We start from the raw sequence: 19,995 nt of genomic DNA on the forward strand, positions 1-19,995 counted from the left end.
GCGCTCAGTGCTTGACGACTTCCGTCGAGCCGGCATCCTTCGCCGCCTCGCCAACCGGTGCCGCCGCAGCCTTCGCCTCTTCTTCCGGCGGCAGCGGGGTCGGCGTACGTTCGAGCGCGAGCTCGAGCACCTTGTCGATCCAGCGGACCGGCACGATCTCGATCGCGTTCTTCACGTTGTCCGGAATGTCCGCGAGATCCTTCACGTTCTCTTCCGGGATCAGCACGAGCTTGATGCCGCCGCGATGCGCCGCCAGCAGTTTTTCCTTCAGCCCGCCGATCGGCAGCACTTCGCCACGCAGCGTGATTTCACCCGTCATCGCGACATCGGCACGCACGGGGATCCCCGTCAGCACCGACACCAGCGCGGTCGTCATCGCACCGCCGGCGGACGGACCGTCCTTCGGCGTCGCGCCTTCCGGCACGTGGATGTGGATGTCCTGCTTCTCGAACGCTTCGTCCTTGATACCCAGACGTCGCGAACGCGAGCGCACGACCGAACGCGCCGCCTCGACCGACTCCTTCATCACGTCGCCGAGCGAACCCGTGCGAATCACGTTGCCCTTGCCCGGCATCACCGCGGCTTCGATCGTCAGCAAGTCGCCGCCGACTTCCGTCCACGCGAGGCCCGTCACCTGACCGACCTGGTTTTCCTTCGCCGCGAGGCCGAAGTCGTACTTGCGCACGCCGAGGAACGTGTCGAGGTTTTCGCCATCGACCTTGATCGCGCCCGATGCCTTCTTCAGCAGCAGCATCTTCACGACCTTGCGGCAGATCTTCGACACTTCCCGCTCGAGCGAACGCACACCGGCTTCGCGCGTGTAGTAGCGGATGATGTCGCGGATCGCCTGCTCGGCGACCTCGATCTCACCGTCCTTCAGGCCGTTGTTCTTCTTCTGCTTCGGCAGCAGGTAACGCTGCGCGATGCTGACCTTCTCGTCTTCCGTGTAACCCGACAGACGAATCACTTCCATCCGGTCGAGCAGCGGCGGCGGGATGTTCAGCGAGTTCGACGTCGCGACGAACATCACGTCCGACAGATCGAAGTCGACTTCGATGTAGTGATCGGCGAACGTGTGGTTCTGTTCCGGATCGAGCACTTCGAGCAGCGCCGACGACGGATCGCCGCGGAAATCCATGCCCATCTTGTCGACTTCGTCGAGCAGGAAGAGCGGATTGCGCACGCCGACCTTCGCGAGGCTTTGCAGGATCTTGCCCGGCATCGAGCCGATGTACGTACGGCGGTGGCCGCGAATCTCGGCTTCGTCACGCACGCCGCCAAGCGCCATGCGGACGAACTTGCGGTTCGTCGCGCGAGCGATCGACTGGCCGAGCGAGGTCTTGCCGACGCCGGGAGGCCCGACGAGGCACAGGATCGGCGCCTTGACCTTGTCCACGCGCTGTTGCACCGCGAGATACTCGAGGATGCGCTCCTTGACCTTCTCGAGGCCGAAGTGATCCTCGTCGAGCACCTGCTCGGCGTTCGACAGGTCGTTGTTGACCTTGCTCTTCTTGCGCCACGGCAGGCCGATCAGCGTGTCGATGTAGTTGCGCACGACGGTCGCTTCCGCCGACATCGGCGACATCAGCTTCAGCTTCTTGAGCTCGGCGTCGGCCTTCTTCTTCGCTTCCTTCGGCATGCGCGCGGCGTTGATGCGCTTCTCGAGTTCCTCGAGATCCGCACCCTCTTCGCCTTCGCCCAGTTCCTTCTGGATCGCCTTGACCTGTTCGTTCAGGTAGTACTCGCGCTGGCTCTTTTCCATCTGGCGCTTCACGCGCCCGCGGATGCGCTTTTCGACCTGCAGGATGTCGATCTCGGCTTCGAGCTGCGCGAGCAGGTGCTCGAGGCGCTCGATGACCGGGAACATCTCGAGGATGTGCTGCTTCTGGTCGAGCTTGAGCGGCAGACGCTCGGCGATCATGTCGGCGAGACGACCGGCTTCGTCGATGCCCGACAGCGACGTGAGAATCTCCGGCGGGATCTTCTTGTTCAGCTTCACGTACTGGTCGAACTGCGACACGATCGCGCGGCGCAGCGCTTCCGTTTCCGCGCTGTCGGCGTGATCGGGCTCGAGCGGCATCACTTCGCAGGAGAACTGCGTCTCCTGTTCTTCGATCGACAACGCCTTCGCGCGCTGCAGGCCCTCGACGAGCACCTTCACGGTGCCGTCCGGCAGCTTCAGCATCTGCAGGATGTTGGCGATACAGCCGACCTCGTACATGTCTTTTTCGGTCGGCTCGTCCTTGGCCGCGGTTTTCTGGGCGACGAGCATGATGTGCTTGCCGCCTTCCATCGCTGCTTCGAGGGCCTTGATCGATTTCGGCCGGCCCACGAAGAGCGGAATCACCATGTGCGGGAAAACGACGACGTCCCGCAGCGGCAGCAGCGGGAGCGTGATGCGTTCCGGCGGAAGAAGTTGGGTGCCTGACATTTCATTTCCCCATGAGTGGAATCAATTGTTCGGTAATTGAGGCCGCCACAACGAATTGCAAGCCTTCAAGTGCGGGAAATATTCGGTAAGAAAGTAACCACCGCGTGTCGAGTCAGAGTTACCCACAAGATAAACGAAAAAAAGCCGCCCACGGACTCATGAACGGCCTTTTTCGCAGAACATCGTCGGCAAGCCGGTCAGTTCGAACCCGCCACCTTCGGCGTGTCCTCATAGATCAGCAGGGGCTTGCCGTCGCCATCGATGACGTTCTCGTCGATGATGACCTTGCTGACCCCTTTCATCGCCGGCAGCTCGTACATCACGTCGAGCAATGCCTGTTCGATGATCGAACGCAAACCGCGCGCGCCGGTCTTGCGGCGGATCGCCTTGCGGGCGACTGCCTGCAACGCGCCCGGCCGGATTTCCAGCTCGACGCGCTCCATCGCGAACAGCTTGTGATACTGCTTGACGAGCGCGTTCTTCGGCTCGACGAGAATCTTCATCAGCGCGGCTTCATCGAGCTTGCCGAGCGTCGCGACCACCGGCAGACGGCCGATCAATTCGGGGATCAGACCGAATTTGATCAGGTCTTCCGGTTCCGTTTCGCGCAGCACTTCGCCCGCGTCGCGTTCCTGCTTGCTCTTGACCGTCGCGCCGAAGCCGATGCCCGTCTTTTCGGTACGGTCCGTGATCACCTTCTCGAGACCGTCGAACGCGCCGCCGCAGATGAACAGGATGTTGGTCGTGTCGACCTGGATGAAATCCTGGTTCGGATGCTTGCGGCCACCTTGCGGCGGCACCGATGCCATCGTGCCCTCGACGAGCTTCAGCAGTGCCTGCTGGACGCCCTCGCCCGACACGTCGCGCGTGATCGACGGGTTGTCCGACTTGCGGCTGATCTTGTCGATTTCGTCGATGTAGACGATCCCGCGCTGAGCCTTGTCGACCTCGTAGTTGCAGTTCTGCAACAGCTTCTGGATGATGTTCTCGACGTCCTCGCCGACGTAGCCGGCTTCGGTCAGCGTCGTCGCATCCGCGATCACGAACGGCACGTTGAGCAACCGTGCAAGCGTCTGCGCGAGCAGCGTCTTGCCGGAACCCGTCGGGCCGATCAGCAGGATGTTGCTCTTCGACAGCTCGACGTCGTCCTTCTTGTCGAGATGCTTCAGGCGCTTGTAGTGGTTGTACACGGCCACCGCGAGGATCTTCTTCGCGCGCTCCTGTCCGATCACGTATTGATCAAGGATGTCGCGAATTTCCTGCGGGCTCGGCAGATCCGACCGGGACAGGCTGGCCTCGACGCCGGCGGCAGCCGCCTCGTCGCGAATGATCTCGTTGCAGAGGTCGATACATTCATCGCAGATGAATACCGACGGGCCCGCGATGAGTTTTTTCACCTCATGCTGGCTCTTCCCGCAAAACGAGCAATACAACAGCTTCTCGCTGTTCGAACCTTTTTTGTCCGCCATGAATGTAGAGCCTCCGGACAGGTAAATGACATGATACGCCGAATGCTCCGAGCGCCGCGCCTAGGGCGCGACCGGAGCCGGCTGGATGCGCTTGCCGCAGATGCTCAACGCGTTTCGGACGCCGCGACGCGCCGCACGAATCGGGGCGGCACCCCACTTAAACTCAGGGGCGCTTCAACAGCACCTGATCGATCAGCCCGTACGCCTTCGCGTCTTCGCTCGACATGAAGTTATCACGGTCGGTGTCGCGCGCGATGCGCTCGACGTCCTGGCCCGTGTGCTGCGCGAGCAGATTGTTCAGCCGCTCCTTCAGGTACAGGATTTCGCGTGCCTGGATTTCGATGTCCGAAGCCTGGCCGCGTGCACCGCCGAGCGGCTGGTGAATCATCACGCGCGAGTTCGGCAGTGCAAAGCGCTTGCCCTTCGCGCCCGATGCGAGCAGGAACGCGCCCATGCTGGCCGCGAGGCCCATGCAGAGCGTGGAGACGTCCGGCTTGATGAACTGCATCGTGTCGTAGATCGCCATGCCGGCCGACACCGAGCCGCCCGGGCTGTTGATGTAGAGGCTGATGTCCTTGTCGGGATTCTCGCTCTCGAGGAACAGCAATTGCGCGACGACGAGGTTGGCGGTCTGGTCGTTGACTTCGCCGACCATGAACACCAGGCGCTCCTTCAGGAGACGCGAATAGATATCGTACGAACGCTCGCCGCGGCCGCTCGTTTCGACGACGATCGGCACCAGTCCCAGCGCTTGCGCCTCGAAACCCTGCGGCGCGTTCGAAGCAAGCATGTCCAGCAATTCAGCACGAGTGATCATTCAATAAACCTTGTTCGAATGGAAAATTGAACGGAGGGAAGCCGCCCGCTCAATCGCCATATTAATGGCAACCGCGCGCTTGACGTAAAAACGGCGTGCGGGCCGTCGCTCCGACAGCCGGCACGCCGCTAGAGCGACACTTACGCTTGCGCCGACGCGCTCGCGAGTGCCTCGAAGCTCACTTCCTTGTCCGTCACCTTTGCCTTGCCCAGCACGAAGTCGACGACGTTGCTCTCAACGACGAACGCTTCCATCTCGGCGAGGCGCTGCTGGTTCGAATAATACCAGCGGACCACTTCCTTCGGGTCTTCGTAGCTCTTCGCGAACTCGTCGACTTCCGCGCGAATCTGTTCCGGCTTCGCTTCGAGGCCGTTCGACTTCACGAGCTCGGCCAGCACGAGGCCCAGCTTCACGCGACGCTCCGCCTGCTCGGCGAACATCTCGGCCGGGATCGGTGCGTCCTTCGCGTTCGGCACGCCGCGCTGCGCCAGATCCTGGCGGGCCATTTCGACGAGACGTTGCTGGTCCTGCTCGATCAGCGCCTTCGGCACGTCGAGTTCGGAAATCTTCAGCAGCGCGTCCATCACCTGGTTCTTGACGATGGATTGCGTGCGGCGCTTGGCTTCGCGCTCGAGGTTTTCCTTGATCTCGCCGCGCATCTTCGTCAGGTCGCCGTCTTCGATGCCGAGCGACTTCGCGAATTCAGCGTCGATTTCCGGCAGGTGCGGCCACTCGATCTTCTTCATCGTGACCGTGAACTGTGCCGTTTTGCCTGCCACGTCCTTGCCGTGGTAGTCGTCCGGGAACTTCAGGTCGAACGTACGCGCTTCGCCGGCCTTCAGGCCGAGCGCTGCCGTTTCGAATTCCGGCAGCATGCGGCCTTCGCCGAGCACGAACGGGAAGTCTTCCGCGGTGCCGCCCTGGAACGCGACGTCGTCGATCTTGCCGACGAAGTCGACCGTCACGCGGTCGCCGTTCTTCGCTGCGGTGTCGGCGCCGCCGTCGCCGTGCTCGCCGGCTTCGCCGCGTGCGTGGAAGTGCACGCGCTGGTTGCGCAGGATGTCGAGCGTGCGGTCGATTTCGGCGTCGCCGATCGACGTCGTCGAGCGCTCGACTTCAGCCGTCGCCAGATCGCCGATCTTCACTTCCGGGTAGACCTCGAACGTCGCGTCGAACGCGTATGCATCCTCAGCCTGCTCCTGCTTCGGCTCGAAGCTCGGCTGGCCGGCGACGCGCAGGTTTTCCGCGCGGCTGATCGTGAAGAACTCCTGGCCGATCTTGTCGCTCAGCACTTCCGCTTCGACCTGACCCGCGTATTGCTGGGCGACCATCTTCAGCGGCACCTTGCCCGGGCGGAAACCCGGCATGCGCACGTTCTTCGCGAGTTTCTGGATACGGGCGTCGATTTCCTTCTGCACGGTGTCTTTCGGCAGGGAAATCGTCACGCGGCGTTCAAGCTTGCCGAGGTTCTCAACAACGTTAGCCATGGCTTCAATCGTCCTAAAATTATTCGAGCGAATCGGGTTTTCCTTGCCGTGCCTGCCTGCGGCGTGCGGTGCATGAGGTGCGCATGAGTGCGCTATACCCACCGTCATACGTTACATACACACACGCCGCGCCGGAGCGCCACGCCATCCCTGCACGCGCCGGATGGCTAGCGCAAGCGGCTCGGAGCACGGCTTTGGCCGGAAGAATCGACTATTCTAGCAAACAATCTTCCTCATACCGCCAGATCGGCACGACTCACGTGCGTACCCGGCGTGTCACCCGCCTCCCGTACGCGGCAATGCGAGCGGATCGCCGCTATGCCGAACGCCATATCCACCGCGGGCCCGCCATCCTGTAAGCTCCGATTGAGCGTGCGCCGCCGTCGCGGCCCCGATTCTTCACACCAATTTCGCCTTCCGGAGACACCATGCCGCAACACCCGTCCGCGCCTGTCGTCGTCATCGCGCCCGATTCGTTCAAAGGCTCGCTTTCCGCCGAGCAGGTCGCGGACGCGATCGCCACCGGCATCCGCCGCGCGCGGCCCGATGCGGTCGTGCGCTGCTGCCCGATGGCCGACGGCGGCGAAGGCACGCTCGATGCGATGCTGGCCGGCGGCGGCACGCGGCGCACGCTGCGGGTGGCCGGCGCGTCGCTCGCGGCACGCGACGCGGCGCTCGGCGTGATCGACGCGCGCACCGCGATCGTCGAGACGGCCGAGATCGTCGGCATCACCGATGCGGTCGGCATGAGCGTGCCGGTCGAAGCGCGCAGCACGCGCGGGATGGGCGAAGCGATCCGCACGCTGCTCGACGAAGGCGTGCGCCGCTTCTTCGTCGCCCTCGGCGGCAGCAGCACCAACGACGCGGGCGCGGGGCTCCTCGCCGGCCTCGGCCTGCAGTGCTTCGACGCGGCCGGCCAGCCGGTGGAACCCGTCCCGGCACGGCTCGCCGATATCGCGCGCATCGACGCGTCGGGGCTCGATCCGCGGCTGAAGGAAGCCGAATTCATCGGCATGTCGGATGTCGACAACCCGCTGACGGGCGCACATGGCGCAACCGCCGTGTTCGGTCCGCAAAAGGGCGTGACGCCCGAGCAGGTCGCGACCCTCGACGCCGCGCTCGCGCGCTTTGCAGACCTGCTCGAAGCCGCGCTCGACCGGCGCAGCCGCGACCTGGCCGGCGCCGGCGCCGCAGGCGGCCTCGGTTTCGCGCTGCACATGCTGGGCGCGCGGTTCGAAGCCGGCGCGGAAGTCGTCGCACGGCAAGTCGGCCTCGATACGGCACTCGCGGGCGCCGACTGGCTGATCACCGGCGAAGGCCGCTCCGACGTGCAGACGCTGCACGGCAAGGCGCCGTTCATCGCGTGCCGCCACGCACAGGCCGCGGGCGTGCCCGCGTCGCTGCTGTCGGGCGCGGTCGACCCGGCCGCGCTGCCGCGCCTGTCCGAACATTTTTCCGGCTGTTTCTCGCCGGCACCCGGGCCGATCACGCTCGACGTCGCGATCCGCGATGCGGCGAACCTGCTCGCGAACGAAGCCGAACAGTTGACACGGCTGAAGTACGGCGCACACTGACCGTTGACCCGAGCGCGCGATACAGGAACAATCGGGCCCGCCCTTTTTCTTCAGGATTCGACATGAAAGGCCGTCAAACCGGGCTCGATCAGTTTCTGACCTATCGTCTCCACGCGCTCACGAAGCGATCCGACCGCGGGATCGCCGAGGTATACCGGCACAAGCTGGACATCTCGCTGCCCGAGGCGCGCGTGATCGCCGCCGTCGGCGCCTTCGGTCCGTTCTCGATCATGGATCTCGCGCGCCACACCAATCTCGACAAGAGCCAGGCGAGCCGCGCGGCCGAAGCGCTGCTGCGCCAGGGGCTGCTCGAGCGCAGCGCGAGCGAGGAGGACGGCCGGATCGTGCTGATCGCGCTGACCACCGACGGCCGCGCGCTGCATCGCAAGATCATGCCGATCGTGCGCAAGTGGAATGAAGGCCTGCTCGCGGGCCTGTCCGACAGCGAGCGCCAGACGTTCGAGCGGCTGCTCGACAAGGTCGTCGCGCACGCGATCGAACAGGACGACTGAGGCGGCACAACGGTCGATGTCCGCACCGCATGTTGCCTGACGTGGTGCGGCTCGCATCGCAACGCACATCGGATCGACGGGCGGCCTCGCAAGTGCGTCACGCACGATGCTGGCCGCCCGGCTTTATTCAGACGAATCAGCGAGCCGCCCGGGTTGCGTGAGCGCACGAGGCCGCAGTCCGGCCTCCCTCGCCCGGTACGCGCCGAACGTCGTCTTGCCGGTATGCAACCGCCTCCGCATACCTGCCGCCCTTCCGCTACAGCCCGCTGTTTTCCGCCCGCTGACGCAGCAAGCCGAGCACTGCGTCGCAATATGGCGTCGGCACATCGAGCTTGCGGCCCAGCTCCGGAAACACGCCGAGGATCGGCCCGATCTCGAGCGGACGCCCCGCCTCGAAATCCTGCAGCATCGACGTCTTGAACGCGCCGAGCTTGCGTGTCACCGCGATCCGGTCCGGCCCGCTCATCCCGGTATGAAGACCGAGCTTCGTGCCGATCGCGGCAGCCTCCTCCATCATCCGCAGTGCGAGATGCTCCGTGTACGGATCGTCGAGCAACTGCTCGGCGGTCGAACCCGTGAGCGCGCTCAGCGGGTTCATGTTCATGTTGCCCCACAGCTTCGTCCAGATCTCGGCGCGGATCGCCGGCGTCGGCTCGACGTCGAAGCCGCCCGCGGCGAGCGCCGCCGCGAGCCGCGCCGTCGGCGCATCGAGCCGCGGATCGGGCGAGCCGACGATCAGGCGATTGCCGCGTCCACGGCGCACGACACCCGGCCCGTCGGTGCTCGACGACAGATGCACGACGCAGCCGATCGCCTGCGCGGGCGGCAGCGCCGCCGACACCGCGCCGCCCGGATCGACCGCGTCGAGCGGCACGCCGTCGATCGCCCCCGCGAGCCCGTGCGTGAACCACCACGGCAACCCGTTCATCGCGGCGACGATCACCGTGTGCGGCCCGACCAGCGGTGCGATTCTCGCGGCCAGCGCCGGCAACGCCTGCGCCTTCAGCGCGATCACCACGTAGTCCTGCACGCCGAGCGCGGCCGCGTCGTCGCTCGCACGTACGGGAATCGACGACATCGCGCCCGTCTCGTCGATCACGCGCACACCGTGCGCGTTCAACGCATCGAGCGTCGCGCCGCGCGCGTACGCGCTCACGGTCATGCCGGCCCGCGACAGCGCAGCCGCGAGCAATCCGCCGATCGCGCCGACGCCGACCACCGCCGCGCGCACCGACCCTGAATTCGTGTCGTTCATGATGGGAATCCGTCTCCTGGGAACTGACGAGCATAACGCTCAATGGTTGCGGATACAACCATTCACGCGAGCGCACGACGTATCCGTGCCGTCCCGATTCATCGTACCGGGCTGCCGGCCTCCTCCGGTTCGTCGTCGGTCGGCCCCGTCGCGCCGAGCACGCCGGCGATCTGGCTCTTGTCGTGCATGCCGAGCTTGCGGTATGCGCAGCGCAGGTAATGCCGCACCGTCGTCGGCGAAATCGCCATCTGTTGCGCCACCTCCTTGTGCGAGCGCCCCGCGCCGTAATAGCGGATCGCCGCCAGCTCGCGCGGGCTCAGCCGGTCGAGCAGCGAGCGCGGCCGCGCCTCGATCTGGAACAGTCCAGCGACCGGCACGCACTGGATGCGCAGCGCGTCGCCGATGAACGGCTGGCCCGACTGGCGCCGCACGTGGGTGACCAGCGGGTCCGGCACGCGCGGCCCCGTCCACGCAGGCCATTCAGTACGCAGCACGTCGTCGAAGCCGTGATCGGCATGGTGCAGCACACCGAAGTTGTCGCACAGCGCGCGCGCCGCCGGCGCCACCGCGTCGCCGCGCTCGCGCGTGAGCTGTGCCGCCCGGTTGATGGTGAGCGCGGCCGCGAGATGCGGAATCATCTCTTCGAAACGATTCGCATCCTCGTCGCTGAACGGCCGGTTCAGGCCCTGCCGGTAGATCGACATGAACGTCGTCAGACCGAAGCGCCGATCGAGCGTACACACGCACATCAGTTGCGCGAGCCCGTACTTCACGCACCAGTCGCGAAACCGCGCATCGACCCCCGGCTCGACGACCGACAACCGCACCGCGCGGCCATGCGCGCCGAGCAGCGTGCGACGGGCGAGCGGATCGCAGTCGCGCACGCGTTTCCAGTCGCTGAAAAACGCGTGCGGAAGACGGTACAGGAAGCTGTTGTGCATCACCGGGCCGGTCGGCACGTGCGTCGCGACGCCGGTCCACGCGGCATCGAACGGGATCAGCGCCTGCAACAGCGAAAAGAAGCGGCACTCGAACTCGCCGATTCCGGATTGCGCGGCGACCGCATACAGGTCGAGCAGCATCAGGCCGAACTCGCGCCGCGATGCGTCGCCGCGCGTGACGCCGTCGAAATCGGCACGGCGGGAGGGCAATGGCGGCCATGCGGATTCGTCGAGCACGATCGCGGCAGGCACGTCGCGCAGCGCGTCGAGATCCTGCCTGATATCCGTCGTGATCCTCACCTTCCGCTCCCCTGCCCGATCGGGCCGCTGATGCGCGCAACGCAGACCGGCCGATTATAGCGATCGTCATTTTTGGCGGGCACCGCTGCCGGAACACGCGGCAACCCCATCCATTTGAACGGTACGCCGCGCGTTGCTGCTGCGCAGCACGCGTCGCGGCAGCCAGGCGGCGCGGGCGTGCCGCACACCGCGGGTTTTCCACACCGTTCATCTGTACGACTGTTCGGCGGCGTTCCTGCTGCGGACACTGCGTCGCGACAACACCAACAACACACCCCGATGCAGGACGGTATGGAGAACCCCACGTGACGAAACCCCGCTTCATCCGCACGGCCGCGACCGTAGCCGCCGTGACGCTCGCTACGTGCAGCGTCGCCGCACACGCGCAATCGGCGCTCACGCTGTACGGCGCGCTCGACACCGGCGTGCAGTACCTGACGCATGCCGACGGACGCCACTCGGCCGTGCAGTTGCAGAACTACGGCATCGTGCCGTCGCAGATCGGACTGAAGGGCAACGAAGATCTCGGCGGCGGCTGGCGCGCGCTGTTCAAGCTCGAGCAAGGCCTGAACGTCAACGACGGCACCCCGACCGCGCCCGGCTACGCCTTTTTTCGCGGCGCATACGTGGGTATCGCGGGCCCGATCGGCACCGTCACGCTCGGCCGGCAGTTCAGCGTGCTGTTCGACAAGACGCTGTTCTACGACCCGCTGTGGTACGCGTCGTACAGCGGCCAGGGCGTGATCATGCCGATGGCGGCGAACTTCATCGACCACTCGATCAAGTACCAGTCGCCGACCTTCGCCGGCTTCGACGCCGAAGCACTCGCCGCCACGGCCGGCGTCGCCGGCAATACGCGCGCCGGACGCGTGCTGGAACTGGGCGGCCAGTACACGAGCAACGGGCTGTCGGTCAGCGCCGTGCTGCATCAGGCGCACGGCGACGCAACGACCGCGGATGACGCATCCGCCCGTCGCCGCGAACTCGGCACGCTCGCCGCACGTTACGCGTTCGCAACGCTGCCGCTCACCGTCTACGCGGGCGTCGAACGCGTGACCGGCGACCTCGATGCGGCACGCACCGTCATCTGGGGCGGCGCGCGTTACCTGATCGCATCGAGCGGAATCGGACTGAACGCGGGCGTCTACCACACCGATTCGCACACACCGGCGATCGGCCATCCGACGCTGTTCATCGCGAGCACCACGTACGCGCTGTCGAAACGCACCGTCGCCTACGTGAACGTCGGCTATGCGCGCAACAGCGGCCAGAGCTCGCAGACCGTCTACGAATACGACCCGACGCCGCTCGCCGGCGCGTCGCAGTTCGGCGCGATGGTCGGCATGTACCACCTGTTCTGATCCTGTCCACCTGGAACCCGCCATGAAAACCCTTTGCTCCGATGCCGCACGGCCGTCCGACGGCCGCGCGTCGACCTTTGCGCGCTCGACGCTCGTCGCGCTCGTCGTGTTCGCGGCCATCACGCCGCTGCTGCTGCTCGTCGCGCCGGCCGTCGCCGGTCAACTCGCGACCCAGCTCGGGCTGTCCGCATCGCAAATCGGCACCTACTTCTTCGTCGAACTCGGCGCGTTCAGCCTCGCGACCGTGCCGTCGTATCTGTGGCTCGGCCGCGTCGATGCGCGCCGCGTCGCCGCCTGTGCAATCGCGCTGTTCGGCGCGGGCAATCTGCTCACCGCGGTGTGGATGCCGGGCTTCGTCGCGCTGCTCGCGCTGCGTGCCGTCACCGCGCTCGGCGGCGGCTCGTTGATGGTGCTCTGCATGACGAGCGCGGCCACCAGCAAGAACAGCGACCGCGTATACGGCCTGTGGGTCGTCGGCCAGTTGATCGCGGGCGCGATCGGGCTGTTCGTGCTGCCTCACGTGTTCGTCGCGTTCGGGCTGCGCGCGCTGTACGTCGCGCTCGCGGTGCTTGCCGTCATCGCCGCGCCGCTGTCGCGCGGCTTTCCGGCGACGCTCGGTACACGGGCCGCGTCGGCGCAGACCACGTGCGACGCCGCATCGCATGCGCCGCGGCTGTACGTCGCGCTCGCGATCGGTGCGGTACTGACGTTCTATCTCGCGATCGGCAGCGTGTGGACGTTCGCGAGCCGTGCCGCGGCGCAAGCCGGCCTCGATCCGCAGTCGACCGGCAACGTGCTCGCGATCGCGAGCGTGATGGGCATCGCCGGCGCGGCGCTCGCGTCGTGTGCGGGCGGCCGCGTCGCGCGGCGCGCGATGCTCGCCGCCGGTTACGCACTGCTCGCGGCGTCGCTCGTCGCACTCGCCGCGCTTCCGCATGCGAGCGGCTACAGCGCCGCGATCTTCGCGTTCAAGTTCGCGTGGACCTTCGTGCTGCCGTTCATTCTCGCGACCGTCGCGCAGATCGATACGTCCGGGCGCCTCGTCGCGACGCTCAATTTCGTGATCGGCGCGGGCCTCGCCGCCGGTCCGCTGCTCGCCGGGCTGCTGCTCGATGCAGGCGGCACGATGCACGCGCTGTTCGCGATCGCGACGGCCGTTGCGATCGCATCGTTCGCCGCGCTGCGTCATATCGATCGCCGCGCGCCCGCTTCCGTGATTCCCGTTTCCTCCCAACCGTGACAGGTCAAGCCCATCCATGAATCGCACTGCCTTCTTTACCGACGAACGCACCTTCTGGCACACCGGCGGCACGCATGCGCTGTTCTTCCCGGTCGGCGGCTGGGTCCAGCCGCCGTCGAGCGCCGGCTACGCCGAATCGCCCGATTCGAAGCGCCGCTTCCTGTCGCTCGTGCAGGCGTCGGGGCTTGCCGCGCACCTCGACATGCGCGGCGCCGCGCCGGCCACGACCGGCGATCTGCTGCGCATTCATCCCGCGAGCTATCTCGACGCGTTCCGCGCGCTCAGCGACGCGAACGGCGGCGACCTCGGCGATCTCGCGCCGTTCGGCAAGGGCAGCTACGAGATCGCTGCGCTGTCCGCGGGCCTCGCGATCGCGGCCGTCGACACGGTGGTCGCCGAACACGCGGCCAACGCGTTCTCGCTGTCGCGGCCGCCCGGCCACCACTGCCTGCGCGATCGTCCGATGGGCTTCTGCCTGCTCGCGAACATCCCGATCGCGATCGAGGCCGCGCGTGCGAAACACGGGATCGAACGCGTCGCGGTGATCGACTGGGACGTGCACCACGGCAACGGCACGCAATCGATCTACTACGACGACCCGGATACGCTGACGATTTCGCTGCACCAGGACCGCTGCTTCCCGCCCGGCTACAGCGGCGGCGGCGATCGCGGCGAAGGCGCGGGCGTCGGCGCGAACCTGAACGTGCCGCTGCTCGCCGGCAGCGGCGACGACGCGTATCGCTACGCATTCGAGCGGATCGTGCTGCCCGCGCTGGAGCGGTTCCGGCCCGAGTTGATCGTCATCGCGAGCGGCCTCGATGCGAGCGCCGTGGATCCGCTCGCGCGCATGCAGCTGCATACCGACAGCTACCGGTTCATGACGCGCGCGGTGAAGGAGGCCGCGCAGCGCCACTGCGGCGGGCGGCTCGTGATCGTTCACGAAGGCGGCTATTCGGAGGCGTATGTACCGTTTTGCGGGCTCGCGATCGTCGAGGAACTGACCGGCATGCGCACCGACGTCGCCGATCCGATGCTCGGCCTCGCGATCGCGCAGCAGCCGGGAGAACGCTTCGTTGCGTTCCAGCGCGGACTGCTCGACGAGCTGGCGACGTCGTTCGGGTTGTAGCGCCCGTTGTTCTCGCCCGCTCTCGTGCGCTCCCCCGCGGGAACGGGCGATGCGGAGCCGGTGTGCTCGGACCCTTGCGCGATCGGTGCGGATGGGGTCTCCTGTGCTTTTACACCTGCCAGGCCCGGGCCCTTCTTCAGATGAAATCGTCTCCGCGCGAACCCGATTCCAACGACAAGGCGCGCCGCCAGCCTTCGAAGCTCGCCGTGAATATCGCCGCCGTGCTGGTTGGCGTGATCACGTTCGCGATCGGCGTGGCGTGGTTGATCTATAGCTGGGTCGTCGATCGCGAAGCGCAGTATTTCGCGATTCCGCTGGTGTTTTCGGTACCGGTGATCGTGGCGGTCGCGGTGCGCAGTTTCTGGGACTAGTCACGCTCGCAACGACAAAGCGCCGCGGTCGGTCGACGCGCGGCGCTTTCGGGAATCGGCTGTATCGCGTTGGTCGAACGAAGCGGCAAGCCGCTCCGTTCGTCGGTGGCGCAGTTACAGGCCCGCGCGTGCGCACGGGTTCGGAACCGTCCCCTGATAGCCCTGGGTCGCGCTCAACGCGGAACCCAGCAGCGCCATGCCGACCGATTTCAGCACGGTGTCCGTGTTCAGCGGGAGGCCGCTGGCGATCGGCCGTCCGGAGTAGGCCGTGCACGCCGCCGACGGCGCGGCCGTCTGCACCGATCGCGCGCTCCAGGCAATGTTGTCCGCGGGTATGCCGGCAAAAGCCGGCATGGTCAGCGTCAAGGACAAAACGGAAATCAGCGTGCGCGTGGTATGGATCATCGACGGCCCCCGGTTAAACAGCCCGCGTGAATGAAAGGTTTTGTTCATGATTATACGGAACCGGGTTGGCTGCGCACGCAAAAGCGTGTGTGCCCGCGAAACGGCATCAACCGGCATGGCCGCCGCAATATGGCGCGCCGCGAGCCGTGGCCGGGATAGCCGTCTCGGGCATGAGGACATTTCGGCGCCTTGCTGCAGGAGCAGCGCCCTCTGAGAGGCTCGCCGCTTCCGCGAGTCCAACGACCTGCGCGGATAACAAAAAGCCCCGCGAATGCGAGACTCGCGGGGCTTTTCGACCCGACATGGCAATGCCGGGGAGCATACGTGGTTGAGGCCTGACTCTAATTCAACCCTGAACACCTTGCCACACAAGCCCCGGCGAATTCGATTGCGCAGCAATACCAACAAAAATACCAACAAACCATATTACTGCTGCCATCTCATGCGTGGTTAGAGCAGCGGGCTGACCCCATTGGTGCCGTGTTCGCCTCACGGGAGGCCACCAGCCAGACCTCACCTACTACGCATCATCTTCCACCTTCGCAATCGGTGAACGTCTGGCGCCATTCACAAAGCGTTGCAGCCGATCCCAAGCCGCCAAGTACCGGTGCTTGGGGACCGCTGCCAGTTGTTCGTCATGTACAACCAGCACTCGCTCGACATCAGCAACCTCATCGTCGACCAGCGCCCACATCTCACCACGTTCAGCACGTGCTATGCAAGCGTTGGAGCAGCCCCGCCCCTGCGCGCCGATACAAATTGACGTCCGAGCCCGATGCCGCCTCATTTCGCATGAAGTACGACAAATAAACGGTTCTCAGCAAACAAAGAATCTGGTCACATTCCCCGCCCCCAGAGCGAGCCACCGCAAGCGCCATGTGATGCTCAAGCGACAGCGATCGCACCTTCTCGGTCGACAACGGCAACAGCATTTCTTTCGTCAACGTTGGGCGACCACCTCGCCGAATCGTACTTCGTCGCACTCGTTACCCTTTCGCGTTACCAGAGTTGCTCAGTTTGCCCTCACTCCTCTTTTCGCGTGCTATCGGCAAACGGAAGAAGCCCCTCGCGCCGCCGATCTATCGCACCGATCCGACCGCCGCACCGCTGCTACCACACATGCCAAGCTGTGCTTGGTATCCCGCGATTCGCCCATCCAGCGCTTTGACGCGAGCGTCCGCATCAGGACGCTCCGAACCCGAAAATACATCATGGCTTCGTAAACGGTAAATTTCGTCCTCGGCGTCCTTGATCTGAGCATGAACAAAGTCACAGTTCTTCTGCCCCGCGTTCGCAGCCGAAGCATCAACAAGCTTCTGCCGCAAAGTGCCGACTTCAATACTCTCGGCGTTCGCGGCACCGGTTAGCTGTGCATTCGATTGTGTCAACGTCACAATCTGCTGCTTGGCCCCGGACAACTCCGTCTGGCATTGGCCACGGTCCGCCGTTACGGACGCCAGTTTCACTGCATCGCGCACTTCCGCATCGTGCCTACCAATAAAGTAACCGGTCGTCAGTATCGCAACAATTGCCCCGCCTATTGCCACCGCCTGACCAACACTCAAGGCCTTCAATATTTCCCACAAGGTAAGCTTTGAAGGATCGATCTGAATCCGAGGTTCATTGGTTGTATTCACGTTTTCACCGCTCCTTGGTCTGAGAAGGAGAGGTCTGCATACCCGGCGCATGCTCGGTCAGATAGCAGTGTTTAGGGATCACCGCCCCTCGCTCATCATGCACGACTAATACCCCTCCATGTTCAGGAACCAGCCAGCTAACCAGACTAGCCTTCACATAGCCGAGCACTTCCTTGCCGATGTTGCGCTAACAGGTTCATCTAAGCCATCTTTGTCGATTCTGCGAATTGCTGTCCGACACGTACGACGTTCATAGTCCAGGAAGACATCATAGTCTTGCCCGGCGACAGGGGAAAATGTAACTGGTGGCGCATTGCAATAGGTCGTTCCGCCGTACTGTCCCATGTACGTGCTCATAGACAGCAACAATGTAATCGGTTTCCCCGCGGGCACCACATATTCCCTGATGAGATCTTTCGAGAAAAGGCCATCAATACGCATCGATTCGCGCGGGCTCGGCGGCATTCCAATTACGACGCTACGCGACGAATATTTCCATGCTGCAATGAATCCATCATTTGCCTTCACTGCTCCCGGATCAGATACTGAGCCAGCACAACTACTCTCCCAAAACGTTACGCTCTTCTCCGGACCATTGGACGAAAGAACCCGCATCCTCGCCGACACCGCAGGATCGTAGGTGGGTGTCTCCGTGTCGACATAGTGATGTGGCGGTATGACGTAAGCACACGCGCTCAGGAACACAGTGCCGGATATCGCGAGGATTACACTTCGCATCATCGATTTATGCATGATCATCTAATCAGATAAGCCATCACCTGCGTTGGCTGTTGTCCACGACCTCTCTCGACTTGCATCAAAGGATGCATTAACGTCCAGGAGGGTGTGTTGAAATAATTTCCGATAGCACCACGTGAAGCACTCCCCACGCCAGCAGTACAGCTCCGATCAACGCTATAGCTTTCCAGCGCCATGTTCTTAACGCAGGCGGTTGTTCGCTTCCGTCGCTACTTGAGCGAACAAACCCGAGCCGCTTCAGATCTCCGATGCCGCTACTCAGCTTCTGCATTTATGCCCTTCCCTCGCCAAGTTCCAACCTCCAATAAGCCTCTTCGTTCGACGAGCTCGCGACGCATGGACATCATCCGTCCGCAATGCATGCAACGGACTGGCTTCCAGTCGGTGTAAAAACGTAAATTTAGAGAACCGCACCAGACATACGGCGTCTGCTTGTTGGGCCGAGTACGCGACGGTCTCGATCTAGCCCACCGTCGTCCACACCCCGCTCAGTCAGGCGCTCCACACGTTTATCCCGCGTCCCGCCTCGCATCTCGCTATCCCTCAGAACTGAGCCGTCAACTGAAAACCAACTGTGACGCGTGCAGTCGGGAACCCAGACGGCTTATATACAGGCGTACCAGCGAACAAATCGTACCCATAGGCTCCGAGCCGAGTTGCGACGCTGCCCTTCACGCCAACCACTGCACCGGCCAACTGCGTTCCGACCAACACAACAGGCTGCGGTCCCCATACACGACCGTAATCCAGGCCAGCATAAATCGCCTGTCCAGTCTGCCCGATAGGCATTTGTAGTTCGTTGCGCCAATACAGGCCACGCGCCGCCGCCAACATCGTTTCACCGTCGAAGCCACGCACCGTGTATCGGCTGCCGATGGTTACGTCATCGATGTAGTACAGCGTGTTCCCCGTGTACTGACCATGAATGCTCGTCACGTAGCGGAATGGCTGCTTTGCGATCGCGAACGGCACCGACAGATTCGCATCGAGCACCGCCATTCTGTAGCGGTAGGTCGGGCCGCCACCTGCTGCAAGGATGTCGTCCCGCGCGCCGAATCCGCCAACGCCCTGACGATAGGCCAGCGTGCCGTCGAATTGTGCCCCGTCGAAGTAGTGGCGATCGGTCAGGCCGAATTCGATAACCGTGTTGTTGCGGCGCTGTTGCGTGATTTCCGTGTCCTCGATGAAGCTTTCGCCAAACCGACGTGTCAGACGGAAGTACCCGCCGAACACGTCGTTCTGACTGCGCAGCAGCACGCGGGCCAGTTTGAAATCCAGCGTCTTTGAATTGCCGCTCGCAACGAACGTTTGGTTCACGCCAGCAATCTGTTGATAGTAGGTGTTCGTATAGGCGGACAGCGTGGCCGTCCAGTAGCCCCATGGAATCGAATAGAAGCCGTTCCAGCCGTGTGACCCAAGGCGCTTGTCGCCGAATTCGAGGTCTTGACTCACGCCAACGTTAAACACGTCGTTCAAGCCCAATGGGTTATCGATGCCAATTGACAGATTGCCCTGTAGTCTGCCCGTTGCGCGTGTGCCCGAATTATCGATCGAGGCGACGACAGTCCACGGTTTGCCGCGCTTCACGTCCAGCACCACATCGCTTTCGCCCGGCACGTCCGCCGGCACGATTTGCATCGACACGTCCTGACTGGTGACGCGCTTCATTTGCTCCAGACCTTGCTCAAGGTCGCGCAAGTTCAGCAGATCACCGTCGCGCGTCGGGAACGCCGTCTTCCAGGTGCCACGCAATTTCTCGTCAGCGAAGCGCACGTGTCGGATCGTGCCGGGCACCAATGCAAGCTTCAACGTTCCCGTCGCCAAGTCTTGTTCCGGTAGCAGGACGCGCGTCGTGATGTAGCCACGCACCAAGATTTCCCGAGACAACCCCTTGACGATCGTATCGACGCCTTGCTTGCCGACGCACTGGCCCGCGTAGTGACCGAGCCATTCGCGGGCAAAGGCGAAGCGATCTATCGGCAGTGCAGACGCCCCCTGTGCCTTGGCGGCATCGGGCAGCGAATCCGGTACGTCAAGCGCGAAACGGTCGATGCGGAAACACGGTTGCTCACTCGGTATCGCAGGATACGTTTCCACCTTCGGCACTTCCGACCGAACGGAAGGGGCTCGCACGGCTGCGTCACGCTGCTGCGCGTCGCGTTGCTGCTGCGCTTGCCGGTCTTGTTCCGCGTTCGCGCGCGCTGCGGCAGCTTGGTCGGCAGGCGTGAGGGCCTGCTGTGCGTGAACCCCGAGCGATACCAAGGCTGTGATCGGTAAAACCGCGAATCGTTTAGTTATTTTCATTGCCAA

At 64.1% G+C, this 19,995-nt stretch carries 15 protein-coding genes and 1 pseudogene; 6 read left to right on the top strand and 10 right to left on the bottom strand.

Going from position 1 to position 19,995, the window contains the following annotated elements:
• Positions 1-4: 4 nt before the first annotated feature.
• The 4 genes from lon to tig all read right to left on the bottom strand — a co-directional run bounded on the left by lon (position 5) and on the right by tig (position 6,204).
• On the bottom strand, positions 5-2,431 hold the full coding sequence (lon, locus tag DCN14_RS24470; protein ID WP_096503147.1) for an endopeptidase La: 2,427 nt from the start codon (positions 2,429-2,431) through the stop codon (positions 5-7).
• 197 nt (positions 2,432-2,628) lie between these two features.
• Entirely contained in the window at positions 2,629-3,900 is a 1,272-nt protein-coding gene (gene clpX, locus DCN14_RS24475; RefSeq protein ID WP_006754177.1) for an ATP-dependent Clp protease ATP-binding subunit ClpX, read from the bottom strand.
• A gap of 163 nt (positions 3,901-4,063) precedes the next feature.
• Complete coding sequence (clpP, locus tag DCN14_RS24480; protein ID WP_006496351.1) at positions 4,064-4,717, bottom strand: ATP-dependent Clp endopeptidase proteolytic subunit ClpP; 654 nt, start codon at positions 4,715-4,717, stop codon at positions 4,064-4,066.
• A 140-nt stretch (positions 4,718-4,857) separates the two neighbouring features.
• On the bottom strand, positions 4,858-6,204 hold the full coding sequence (gene tig / locus DCN14_RS24485; RefSeq protein WP_096503149.1) for a trigger factor: 1,347 nt from the start codon (positions 6,202-6,204) through the stop codon (positions 4,858-4,860).
• A gap of 428 nt (positions 6,205-6,632) precedes the next feature.
• Between tig and DCN14_RS24490 the strand changes: the two genes are divergently transcribed.
• A complete protein-coding gene (locus tag DCN14_RS24490; protein WP_096503151.1) occupies positions 6,633-7,778 on the top strand; it encodes a glycerate kinase in 1,146 nt (381 codons plus the stop codon).
• Between the two features lie 62 nt (positions 7,779-7,840).
• Positions 7,841-8,290, top strand: a complete 450-nt coding sequence (locus DCN14_RS24495) for a MarR family transcriptional regulator (protein WP_096503153.1) — start codon at positions 7,841-7,843, stop codon at positions 8,288-8,290.
• Between the two features lie 256 nt (positions 8,291-8,546).
• On the opposite strand, the gene DCN14_RS24500 is transcribed toward DCN14_RS24495, so the two are convergent.
• Together DCN14_RS24500 and DCN14_RS24505 are read right to left on the bottom strand one after the other, a co-directional pair.
• On the bottom strand, positions 8,547-9,545 hold the full coding sequence (locus DCN14_RS24500; protein WP_096503155.1) for a 2-dehydropantoate 2-reductase: 999 nt from the start codon (positions 9,543-9,545) through the stop codon (positions 8,547-8,549).
• A 98-nt stretch (positions 9,546-9,643) separates the two neighbouring features.
• On the bottom strand, positions 9,644-10,786 hold the full coding sequence (locus DCN14_RS24505; RefSeq protein WP_096503157.1) for a helix-turn-helix transcriptional regulator: 1,143 nt from the start codon (positions 10,784-10,786) through the stop codon (positions 9,644-9,646).
• A gap of 305 nt (positions 10,787-11,091) precedes the next feature.
• On the opposite strand from DCN14_RS24505, the gene DCN14_RS24510 reads away from it, so the two are divergent.
• The 4 genes from DCN14_RS24510 (at position 11,092) to DCN14_RS24525 (ending at position 14,884) form a co-directional block, all read left to right on the top strand.
• Positions 11,092-12,147, top strand: coding sequence for a porin (locus DCN14_RS24510; RefSeq protein ID WP_096503159.1), 1,056 nt, complete (start codon positions 11,092-11,094; stop codon positions 12,145-12,147).
• Between the two features lie 22 nt (positions 12,148-12,169).
• The gene (locus DCN14_RS24515; protein WP_096503161.1) at positions 12,170-13,387 is read left to right on the top strand and encodes an MFS transporter; all 1,218 of its coding nucleotides are present in this window, start codon (positions 12,170-12,172) and stop codon (positions 13,385-13,387) included.
• Between the two features lie 16 nt (positions 13,388-13,403).
• The gene (locus DCN14_RS24520) at positions 13,404-14,513 is read left to right on the top strand and encodes a class II histone deacetylase (RefSeq protein WP_096503163.1); all 1,110 of its coding nucleotides are present in this window, start codon (positions 13,404-13,406) and stop codon (positions 14,511-14,513) included.
• 140 nt (positions 14,514-14,653) lie between these two features.
• Entirely contained in the window at positions 14,654-14,884 is a 231-nt protein-coding gene (locus DCN14_RS24525; protein WP_096503165.1) for a hypothetical protein, read from the top strand.
• 114 nt (positions 14,885-14,998) lie between these two features.
• Here the strand turns inward: DCN14_RS24525 and DCN14_RS24530 are convergent, their stop codons facing one another.
• The 4 genes and pseudogenes from DCN14_RS24530 to DCN14_RS24550 all read right to left on the bottom strand — a co-directional run bounded on the left by DCN14_RS24530 (position 14,999) and on the right by DCN14_RS24550 (position 19,989).
• Positions 14,999-15,337 (bottom strand): hypothetical protein, encoded by a 339-nt coding sequence (locus tag DCN14_RS24530; RefSeq protein WP_240327327.1) that lies wholly within the window; start codon positions 15,335-15,337, stop codon positions 14,999-15,001.
• A 472-nt stretch (positions 15,338-15,809) separates the two neighbouring features.
• A pseudogene (locus DCN14_RS38770) lies at positions 15,810-16,221 on the bottom strand (hypothetical protein).
• A 147-nt stretch (positions 16,222-16,368) separates the two neighbouring features.
• Positions 16,369-16,926, bottom strand: coding sequence for a hypothetical protein (locus DCN14_RS24540; protein WP_143331661.1), 558 nt, complete (start codon positions 16,924-16,926; stop codon positions 16,369-16,371).
• A gap of 1,302 nt (positions 16,927-18,228) precedes the next feature.
• Positions 18,229-19,989 carry a ShlB/FhaC/HecB family hemolysin secretion/activation protein gene (locus DCN14_RS24550; protein ID WP_096503171.1) on the bottom strand — a complete coding sequence of 587 codons (1,761 nt, stop codon included), beginning with the start codon at positions 19,987-19,989 and terminating at the stop codon, positions 18,229-18,231.
• Positions 19,990-19,995: the final 6 nt, after the last annotated feature.

Origin of the sequence: Burkholderia sp. IDO3, assembly GCF_003366075.1 — a bacterium.
In the GTDB taxonomy this organism is placed as follows: Bacteria; Pseudomonadota; Gammaproteobacteria; order Burkholderiales; family Burkholderiaceae; genus Burkholderia; species Burkholderia anthina.